The organism is Paraprevotella clara YIT 11840 (genome assembly GCF_000233955.1).
Classification (GTDB): Bacteria; Bacteroidota; Bacteroidia; order Bacteroidales; family Bacteroidaceae; genus Paraprevotella; species Paraprevotella clara.
Genome location: NZ_JH376577.1, coordinates 85746 through 96238 on the forward strand (window position 1 = coordinate 85746; position 10493 = coordinate 96238).

Annotated in this window: 4 protein-coding genes, 2 tRNA genes and 2 pseudogenes; 6 read left to right on the forward strand and 2 right to left on the reverse strand. The window is 47.0% G+C overall.

Annotated features, from left to right (window positions below; translation table 11 throughout):
• Positions 1–178 precede the first annotated feature (178 nt).
• Positions 179–2302, reverse strand: coding sequence for a KamA family radical SAM protein (locus HMPREF9441_RS00435; protein WP_008616652.1), 2124 nt, complete (start codon positions 2300–2302; stop codon positions 179–181).
• Between the two features lie 278 nt (positions 2303–2580).
• Between HMPREF9441_RS00435 and ung the strand changes: the two genes are divergently transcribed.
• Both ung and HMPREF9441_RS00445 read left to right on the forward strand, forming a co-directional pair.
• Entirely contained in the window at positions 2581–3243 is a 663-nt protein-coding gene (gene ung / locus HMPREF9441_RS00440) for a uracil-DNA glycosylase (RefSeq protein ID WP_008616654.1), read from the forward strand.
• A 163-nt stretch (positions 3244–3406) separates the two neighbouring features.
• Complete coding sequence (locus tag HMPREF9441_RS00445) at positions 3407–5317, forward strand: TonB-dependent receptor (RefSeq protein WP_008616661.1); 1911 nt, start codon at positions 3407–3409, stop codon at positions 5315–5317.
• 46 nt (positions 5318–5363) lie between these two features.
• On the opposite strand, the gene HMPREF9441_RS00450 is transcribed toward HMPREF9441_RS00445, so the two are convergent.
• Positions 5364–5436 (reverse strand) — tRNA-Pro (locus tag HMPREF9441_RS00450).
• A gap of 122 nt (positions 5437–5558) precedes the next feature.
• Here HMPREF9441_RS00450 and HMPREF9441_RS00455 point away from each other — a divergent pair.
• The 4 genes and pseudogenes from HMPREF9441_RS00455 to istB all read left to right on the forward strand — a co-directional run bounded on the left by HMPREF9441_RS00455 (position 5559) and on the right by istB (position 9496).
• Positions 5559–5631 (forward strand) — tRNA-Phe (locus HMPREF9441_RS00455).
• 125 nt (positions 5632–5756) lie between these two features.
• Positions 5757–6815, forward strand: coding sequence for a site-specific integrase (locus HMPREF9441_RS00460; RefSeq protein ID WP_008616662.1), 1059 nt, complete (start codon positions 5757–5759; stop codon positions 6813–6815).
• 297 nt (positions 6816–7112) lie between these two features.
• Positions 7113–8679 (forward strand): annotated as a pseudogene (istA, locus tag HMPREF9441_RS18525) (IS21 family transposase).
• 10 nt (positions 8680–8689) lie between these two features.
• Positions 8690–9496: pseudogene (gene istB, locus HMPREF9441_RS00470) on the forward strand (IS21-like element helper ATPase IstB).
• Positions 9497–10493: the final 997 nt, after the last annotated feature.

Sequence of the window (10493 nt, forward strand, 5' to 3'; positions counted from 1 at the left end):
GGCTGCAAAATCATTTGGCGCAGAACGAGAAATCAATCTCAGCCGAACGAAAAATCGTTCGGCTGAGATTGATTTTCAAATCTACGGAGATTGATTTCGCAGTATCTTTCGTGCAGATTTACAACAAGTTAGACATCCACACGCGAAAGAGCAAAAGATTCAGACAAAATGAGGCTACTTACCAGTCAGGCCGTAGGTCCCGGACTTCGCCTTCCCCCACATCCAGATTCGTATAACGGCCCGTCACGCTGAAATCCGGAACCGGATATTCAAAAAACGGGAAGCGACGCTCGGTCTCGCCTTCGGTATATGCCCAAAGCGTTTCATACTCACCCATATCTTCTCCCATGTCCTGCAACTGCAACAAGTAACGGTAGACCGGCTTGTTCTCCCGGATATACACTTCGTGGACACGGTCGATTATCGGGCTGTGCCTACGGGTGCGGTCGTGGTCGAACCGCAAGATGCGACGTCCCTTGGCGTCCACTCCCACCAAGGCGAAAGACATGCTTTTGCCGATGCCGGGCAGATTGAGCACACTACGATCCGTAGCCAGGAAAGGCACGTCATGCGCGGCACAAAACTGCCGGACGGCCACGGCTTTGTTCGGTGCGCCGTCCAGGCTTTCCAGAAAGTCGTGCTCAGCCTCCGGTGCCAGACGCCCCCATGCTTTCTCCTCGGCACTTTCCTGCAAGGAACGGGCATTCGGGGCAAAGACCTCATAATTCTCCTCAAACCCTTTCACGGTGAACGTGTAATAACAAATCACGCCCAAGCTGTTCAGCACCTTCCGCAGTTTTGCCGTATGCCCCCGGCGCGAAGCCGCCACGTTGTAGACCAACTGGTTCGTGACCGCCCATCCGGTAGACAGTATCCTCCGGATGGCCTCCCGCGACTCGGGCGTGACCTCCAAAGGCGACTGGAAATGCGTCTGCACGAAAAGTTGGGTGATGCCCGCCTCTGCGGCTTTCTGCCTGAAATCGCGCAGGATGTCCAACAGTTCGTCGTCCACACGCATCGGCAAGTACACCGGCAAACGCGTCCCCAGACGGACACGTTGTAATTCCGCATACTTCTCTCCGTCGGGACGGGACAGGTTGGCCTGCCGTTTGCGGACGGCCATCTTGCAGACGGCATCCAAGATGTTGCGCAACGTGGCATTACGGCTCATCAGCGCGTCGCCTCCCGTTATCAGGATGTCGCGTATCTGCGTGTCGTGTTCGAAATAGTCCATCAGCTTCCGCAGGCGGGTGTTCCAATTTTCTTTCGGCTTCAATTTCTCCAGCTCGAAGTTCAGCCTCCGGCTTTGGAAGTCGTACATCCGTTGGCAGGAAGCGCACAAGCCTCCGCAAGCGCGCCCCATCGTGTCGGGGATTAAGATGGCCACTTCGGGATAGCGGCGGTGGATGTTATGCCCGCCGGGCAGCAGCCAGCCGGCCACGTTCGGTTTGCCTTCCTCGACGATGTCCTCACGTTCCCATGCGCGGATGCCGCCGAACGTCTCGACCAGGCGGGACGAATAAATGACATAACTGCGGATGGCCGCGTCGTCGTAGCCTTTCCCGGTAGGGTTCAACAAGGAGAGGTAATAAGGCGTGACAAAAACGGGAATCCCTTTTTCCTGCGCCTGTTGGTAAATGCGCAGGGTCTCGCCGGAAAGCGTACCGTCCAACATCCGGTTCAGTTCGGCGGCGCTTTTTACGGCCATGGACAAATGGAAACGGGCTTCGCCCCACCACCGGCGCACCCATCCGAGCTTTTCCGCCTCGCTGCACCCTTCCGAAAACACATAGCGTCCGGAAGAAGCCGGACGATGTTCTATCTTCCGGACCAACAACGCCATAATCCTCTCTTTGTTCGCCTCACGGATGGCCCGCACCTGTTCATTCAGCCCGTCCGGCCAACGGCGCATCCACCGGAGCACATCCTCTTTCTCCGGCACGCCGGAGGGGCCGTCATGCAACCTGGAAAACTGGTGGTACAATTCGAGTGCAAAATCCAGAGAAATCTCATCTTCCCCTATACGTCCGGACAAGAAACGCCACAACAAGGCAAGGGTCTCCACCTTCACGTCCTCCCCGACCGAAAGTTCATGAACGACCCTGCCGTCATACTCCAACAAACGCCTTACCACCCGTACCCCTTCCGCATTCCACGACGCATCCGACAAATAAGCGTCTATCTTTTGCCGGAAAGAGGCCTCGTCCGGACTGTCTACAGCCCCGGCGAGCAATTCTGGAAATTTATTTTCGAATAACAGTCTGACCTCATGCAGGGTAACCGCCTTATTCTTTTGCGTCATACATATTCTATTTTAGGGTCACACAAAAAAAACGAAACAACCGTTTCATTCTTCTAATTTAACGAAAAAAGGGCACGTCGGCAAAAGGCAGGGAATCATTTTTATTCTTTTAAAAAAACAAACCCGAAAAAACACACATTTTTGCTTATCGCTATATTTGTTACACGAAGACAGGAGGCGGCTCGGCATAGCCAAACTCGAAAAACTTTGTTTTTCGTTTGTCTCTGCACTCGCCTTTCACTATCTTTGCAAACAGAGAATCCAACTCACATCATACCATGAAAGTGAAAATTGAAGAAAGCTGGCGGCTGCGCTTGCAGGAAGAGTTTGACAAGCCTTATTTCGAAAGGCTCACCGCTTTCGTGCGGAACGAATATGCCCATGCCCATGTGCTGCCTCCGGGCTCCCGTATCTTTTACATTTTTAATGTCTGTCCTTTTGACAAGGTGAAGGTTGTCATACTCGGGCAAGACCCATACCCCACTCCCGGGCAATATTATGGCGTCTGCTTTTCCGTCCCGAACGGAACACCCGTCCCCGGTTCTTTGGCCAACATCTTTCAGGAAATCCATCAGGATTTAGGAAAACCCGTCCCGGCTTCCGGCAATTTAGACCGTTGGGTCGCACAGGGCGTGTTCTCCTTGAACTCCGTACTGACGGTAAGGGCGTACGAAACCGGCTCCCACCGCAACGTAGGATGGGAAACGTTCACCGATGCCGTCATCCGTAAGCTCAGCGAGGAACGGGAACATCTGGTTTTCATGCTATGGGGAAACTATGCAAAAGCCAAAAAGAACCTGATTGACGGGAAAAAACACCTGATATTGGAGGCCGCGCACCCCTCTCCGCGTTCCGCAGAACATGGCTTCTTAGGCTGCAAGCACTTCAGCAAAGCCAATACCTATTTAAAAAGCAACGGGATTCAAGCAATAGATTGGTAAGAACGTATATGCGTCCACGACCATCCGCTCCGGATATATACGCCCCTCAATAAAACAACAAAACCATACCCCACAAGTAAAAATGGTTGTCCTATCCGTAACCGAGGTAACACATTATTCAACAGGTTCGGTTAACTTTGCCTCATCTAAAAATTAAAAAGTCATGAAAAGACCATTCGCCATATCCCTGTTGGCCGGAGGAATGCTATATTCCCCATTCGCGGCTGCACAAATAGAAACGGGCAACGCCCCAAAGAACCGCTCTTTGGACGAAGTCGTAGTGACAGGCACGCGCAACGAGACTGATGCCGCACAACTCTCTGCAACGGTTTCCGTCATAGACCGCAAACAAATAGAACAGGCCAACACGCCCTCGCTGCTTCCGATACTGACGGAACAAGTCCCGGGGCTTTTCGTATCCTCACGCGGAATCATGGGATACGGTGTATCAGGCGGAGCTGCTGGAGAAATAAATTTGAGAGGCATCAGCGGAAGTTCCGGCAGGCTGATGGTCTTGATAGACGGACATCCTCAGTACATGGGGCTTATGGGTCATCCCATAGCCGATGCCTATCAGGCCTTAATGGCCGAGAAGGTGGAGGTACTGCGTGGCCCGGCTTCTGTTTTATACGGTTCGAATGCGATGGGAGGAGTTATCAATATCATCACCAGGAAAATGCAGACAGAAGGCATAAGCACCCATGCCCACGTCGGTTACGGTTCATACAACACGCTCCAAACGGAAGCCACCAACCGTATCCGTAAAGGACGATTCACCAGCATCGTCAGCGGTTCGTACAATCGTACCGACGGGCACCGCACAGACATGGGTTTCGAGCAATATGGCGGGTATGCCAAACTCGGATATGAGCTGTCCTCAAAGTGGAAAGCCGAAGCGGACGTGAACATCACCCACTTTAATGCTTCACAACCGGGTGAGGTCAGCCAACCGTTACTGGATGCCGACCAAAACATCACGCGGGGAATGACGTCTTTCGCTTTGGAGAACCATTACAAAAAGACTTCCGGGAGATTGAGTTTCTTCTACAACTGGGGACGTCATAAAATCAATGACGGCTATGCCCCGAGCAAAGGAGAAAGTCCATTGCCTTACCGTTTCCACTCCCGTGACAATATGATGGGGGTATCGTGGTATCAAAATGCACAGCTTTTCCGAGGCAACCTGCTGACCGCCGGAATAGACTGGTACCACTTTGGCGGAGAAGCATGGAATAAGTTCGTAGAAGGTCCACAAAAAGGAGAACGTAAGGACATCGTAGACAAGCAACAGAATGAAATCGCCGGTTATATAGACTTTCGCCAGAGAATCGGCTCGTGGATGACGTGGAATGCCGGTCTCCGCATAGACCACCATAGTCAGGCGGGAACCGAATGGATTCCGCAAACCGGCCTAGCCTTTCAAATTCCGAGAAACGCTGAAATCAAACTTACAGCCAGCAAAGGTTTCCGTTATCCGCTCATCCGCGAAATGTTCATGTGGGGAACAGCCAATCCGGATTTGAAAGCAGAAAGCATGTGGAACTATGAACTTGCATTCAACCAACGGTTGTTTGACAATCGCCTGTCCTATGGCTTCAATCTTTTCTACATCAACGGTAAAAACATGATTACCACAGCTTCCATTGACCACCGCATGATGAACGTAAATACGGGCAAAATCAAGAATGCCGGATTTGAAATGCAAATGGCATACCGTATATCAAAAACATGGTCGGCCGATGCCAACTACAGTTATCTGCACATGGAACATCCTGTCATAACGGCACCGGAAAACAAGTTATATGCCGGTATGTCCTTTTCAAAAAAGAAATGGCTATTGTCCTCCGGTGTACAATATATACAAGGTCTTTATACGAACGTGAAGGTAAATGGGAAGGGCAATGAGACTTCAGAAAATTTTGTTTTGTGGAATATTCGCGGAACGTTCCAAGCCACTCGCAATCTTGCCCTTTGGCTTCGTGGAGAAAACCTATTAGCACAACGTTACGAAATCATATCCGGCTATCCGATGCCCAAAGCCACTTTTATGGGAGGAGTCAATTTCAGATTTTAGAAAGTCAACAAAAAAGACTTAATTCTGTACGAATTAAGTCTTTCTGTCGGAAAGAGGCGATTCGAACGCCCGACCCCTACGTCCCGAACGTAGTGCGCTACCAACTGCGCTACTTTCCGTTTTGCGAGTGCAAAGATAGAGTTTTTTTCTGAAACAAAAAAATATTTGTAGTTTTTTCTTAGAATATTTTGCCCACCCACCTTTTTATCTTACCTTTGCACTCGCAGAACAAGAGTAAGTCGGTGCCATAGCTCAGTTGGTAGAGCAAAGGACTGAAAATCCTTGTGTCCCCGGTTCGATTCCTGGTGGCACCACTTGAAAATCAGAGAGTTACAGAGATGCAGCTCTCTTTTTTTATGGTCTTTGACTGGCTCAAAACCCCTCAAATGTAACTCATGGATGCTTGCGGTTAAACCGAGAGTTAAACCAAGTAAACCGTATGAATATTACAGCTAACATCGTGTGTTACAAGTCAAAAACTCTCTCCAACGGGGAACATCCTCTAATGATTCGTGTCTGCAAGGACGGAAAGAAGAAGTACAAAAGTTTAGGCGTTTCCGTCAATCCCAAGTTTTGGAACTTTGAAAAGAACACTTTAAAGCCTAACAGCCCTAATTATGAATATCTTAGCAGAATCATTGCGGATAAAGCAAGCGAACTTTCAGAAGAAATAGTTAAACTGAAATCTGAACGTAAAGACTTTACAGCAAGCACTTTACTTGAAGAAAACAGCCAGCGAGTTAAACCAAGAACGGTAAATGACCTGTTCTGTGAGCAGATAAAACGCTTGCAAGACGAGGGCAGACGTGGCTATATGCTTTCAGTCAAGCAGGTTTATAACTCCCTTTTAATGTTCAACAAGCACCTTGACATTTATTTCACTGACATAGATACATCATTTTTAAGAAAATACGAAACGTGGCTTCGCAAACAAGAACTTGCAGAGAATACCATAGGAATACGATTCAGGACATTACGAGCCATTTATAATTTGGCTATCGAGCAGAATCTGGTAAAAGCTGAAAGCTATCCTTTCAAGAAATACAAAGTGTCGCACTTACAGGAAGAAAGGGTGAAACGCTCTCTTTCCAAAGAGGACATAGAACGGATTTTAACTTATAAGTCCACCAACAATTATATGCGTTTCCCAATAGACATTTTCGCCTTTACCTATTATTGCGGTGGCATCAACTTCATAGACATAGCCCACCTCACGCAAGCAAACATCATAGAGGGCAGACTAATTTACAAGCGGCATAAAACAGGCAAGCTGATAAAAATACCACTTTGCCAACAAGCACTTGAACTTATAAAGAAGTACCACTGCCAAGAAAGTCCGTATCTGTTTCCTATCCTCTCCGGCTTCCACGAAACGGAAATACAGAAAGCCAACAGAATACACAAGGTTATCACCAAAGTAAACAAAAGATTGAAAGAAATCGGAGAAGAACTAAATCTGCCTATCACACTCACAACATACGTTGCAAGGCACAGCTAAGCTACCGTAATGAAGAAAACAGGAGTTTCAACGGCTGTAATCCGTGAAATCATGGGACATAGTTCTGAACGTGTTACGCAAATCTACTGAGACAGCTTTGACAATGAACAGATAAATAGTGCAATGAAAAACTTGCTGGAAAAGCCACTTTACTTTGCCCCCTTTGGTCGCGATATGATTGCCCCTTTTGGCTCCAATAATATTAACCATTTAATAGTAAGTATTGTTAGCGTTTTTTTTGTGTAGATTTGAGTACCCTAGTCCTGGTGTAACGGGGTAATAATAAAAGCTATACAAATGAATAAAAGAATCAAAAGCATTTTAAGATGTTATGCAGCCGGGATGGGAATCAAGGAAACGGCATCCACGTTTCATACTTCCCGTAACACAGTCCGCAAGTATGTCCGCCTGTTTCTTTCAAGCGGAAAAAGTATTGAGCAGTTTCTTTCCCTCTCCAATGAGCAGTTGCATGAAATGTTCAGCTGTACGGAATCCCGGCATCGGGACTCCTCTTCCAGACAGATTGAGCTGAAGGCCTTGCTCCCCGGATATGTGTCCCGCCTGACACAAAAAGGAACGAGTGTCAGAAAATTGTTTAAGGAGTACCATGCTGAATATCCTGAAGATTATCAGCTGCCTTCTTTCAAACGGGCAGTCCGCCAGTATAAGTTTCACATCAAGGTTGTCGGTCATGTCGAACACTATGCCGCAGACCAGATGTATATTGATTTTGCCGGTGACAGGCGTGAAGTCGTTGATGAGATGACAGGCGAGACGAAGAAAGCCGAGGTGTTTGTCGCCATCCTGCCGTTTAGTCATTATACCTACTGCGAGGCCGTATGGTCCCAGCACAAGGAAGACCTGATAAAGGGCTGTGAAAATGCCATGCACTATTTTGAAGGCGTTCCAGCGGCCATTGTCCCCGACAACCTGAAAGCGGCAGTTACACGAAGCGACCGTAACGAACCTGTCATCAATGATGATTTCGCCGCTTTTGCCGAACATTACGGCTGTGCGGTCTATCCCGCCATGCCATCCCAAGGACAAGGCCCTGGTGGAAAATGCCGTGAAACTTCTCTATCGTTCCGTTTACCTGGACATAGAGGGGATGACGTTCGCCAGTCTGGACGAACTCAATACCGCCATCCATATTTCCCTGCTCGATTTCAATGAAAAGGCAATGGCCGGTCGGGAGATGTCCCATAAGGAAATGTTCCTGCACAGCGAGAAAGACTATCTTCGCCCGCTTCCCCGGAATCGTTACGTGATGAAAGAGAGAAAGCTCATGACCGTGGGCAGAAATTCTTACGTCTCGTTGTTCAGACACCATTACAGTGTTCCAAAGGAATATGTAGGAAGGCGTGTGACAATTCTCTATGATGCCGATACGGTGGAAATCTACTGTGGTATGAACCTGGTTGCCACACACGATCGCTGTGACATCCCCTATACTTATTCATGGAAGAAAGAACACAACCTTCCGGGGCACTATGGCCCTTATGACAAGGATTTGGAGGAACTGTTCCGGTGTGCTTCGGAAATAGACAATATCGTATTGAATTATCTTCGGGAAGTGGAACATGTCATGCAATATCCTCCAAAGGCATTCAGATCCTGCAGAGGCATACTGGCACTGGAGAAGAAATATGGCCGTGACCGTCTGGTTGCGGCCTGCGCGTGCGCAGACCAGAAGTTGCAATACGGGTACCAAGCCTTGCGCGAGGTGCTTGAATTGGGAGAGGATGCGGATTTCCTTCCCGATGAAGACGGGAAGGTGCAGCCTCCAGCGACTTCCCCGGCTCCACTGTCCCACAAAAACATACGCGGACGTGAATATTACAGAAAAGACAAACAAGAACAATAAGGTTTAGATTATGGAAACAAATAATAAGACAGCTCCCGTTACGGGACAACAAGATCAGAATACCATATCATTGGATTTGATGAACCGCATGAAATTACACGGAATGGCAGAAGCCTTCAAGGAAAGTCTCGCCGGCACCACTCCGCAGTCCATGACCGCAGATACTTTCCTTTCCATGCTTCTTGCACGCGAATGGGATTATCGCGCCTAGGCTACCATTGCACGGCTGACCAAGAATGCGGCATTCCGCTACAAGGCCTATATTGAACAGATTGACTATGCCACAAACCGGGGATTGGAGCGCAATCAGATGGAACGACTCGCCACCCTTGATTTTGTGCATAAAAGACAGAACCTTTTTATCACCGGTTCTTCAGGCACGGGGAAAAGCTATCTGGCTTGCGCCCTTGGCCACGAGGCATGTAAAAGAGGATTCCGAACTTTCTATGCCAATGCTCCAAAACTGCCTGGCGCACTGAAAGTGGCCAAAGTCAAAGGCACACTTGAAACAGAACTCAAGAAGATCGAGCGCTGTCAGTTGCTCATTCTTGATGACTTGTTCCTTGTACCTCTTGATGTCAAAGAACGTCCTATACTGCTAGAAATCATTGAAGACAGGCATGAACGAAAATCCATCATCATAACTTCGCAGTATTCATCGTTCAATTGGTATGATATGGTAGGTGACCCGACAATAGCAGATGCCATCCTTGACCGCATCATTCACACAGCTCATACCATAGAATTATACGGTGAAAGCATGCGTAAGTTAGGGCTAAGAAAAACTGAAAAACTTAAAAGGGTAAAATTAAATTGACCCCCATCACCAGGACTTTAAAGGGGCAATCATATCGCGGCCAAGGGTGGTAAATCCTATTTGCCCAAAGGGGGAAAAGTAAAGCGGCTTTTCCAAATGGCACTGAAACAATTACATATCATTATCGTAACGGCATTTTGCATGGTAGCTTTAGTTATCAACGTAAACTTAATACAAAGTCAACATTCAATACAGCAAATACCAAATTGAACCAAACATATAATTTTCAGATATACAAAGGTTTCTTGACAGGCAACTTTAAGTTTGAATACAATGATATTACATATACAGGTAAAGCAACCAATGGAATCCTTGATTACTGCGATCACGAAACTATTACTGGATTTCATGGAAAGCTAAAAAGCAATTCATCATCAAAGACAGTATCAGTAGCAGAAATCAATAATGGTAACAGAACATTTGCATTTGATGGTAGTATTGAATTACAGACTGTTATAGTAAGCATGCCATTATTTAGATTCTCATTGATTGGCAAATAATTTAGAGTTCAATATAACGCAAAAACAGCTCAACATTGTTAATTCAGTGTTGAGCTGTTTTTGTTTGATTATAAACTTAGTATATTTGCAAATAAATAGGAAACAGTTGGTGTATATAAATCCCCGCTGAAGTTACCACGATTGAATTTCTCTAATAATAGAGACAATAACAATTTATAAAATGGGTAATTATTTCAGTTGGATTTATTGCGAAAAAAGTAACAATAGATTCGTGCTTGTACGCTCTCATTATCGGGTCAAAAACGGTAAATTAGAACTTGTACATGCATATTACCGAGCTAAATGGGGAACCAGAAAGCTCTATTAAAATGATTGTTCTTTGATACTGTTTCCTATTTTATTTGAATTATAATATAATATCAGTTAGTATATTAAAGTATATAGTTGGGGAAAATGCCGGACATGTCCGACGGCCCCCTTACGGCATGTACGGGAAGGCTAATATGTCCGGCTTTCTGGGCGCTTCAGCCCGCATA

Bases quoted from the DNA above. Each gene is read 5' to 3' on its own strand.
- HMPREF9441_RS00445 (WP_008616661.1), top strand. From the start codon at position 3,407: ATGAAAAGACCATTCGCCATATCCCTGTTGGCCGGAGGAATGCTATAT.
- ung (WP_008616654.1), top strand. From the start codon at position 2,581: ATGAAAGTGAAAATTGAAGAAAGCTGGCGGCTGCGCTTGCAGGAAGAG.
- HMPREF9441_RS00460 (WP_008616662.1), top strand. From the start codon at position 5,757: ATGAATATTACAGCTAACATCGTGTGTTACAAGTCAAAAACTCTCTCC.
- HMPREF9441_RS00435 (WP_008616652.1), bottom strand. From the start codon at position 2,302: ATGACGCAAAAGAATAAGGCGGTTACCCTGCATGAGGTCAGACTGTTA.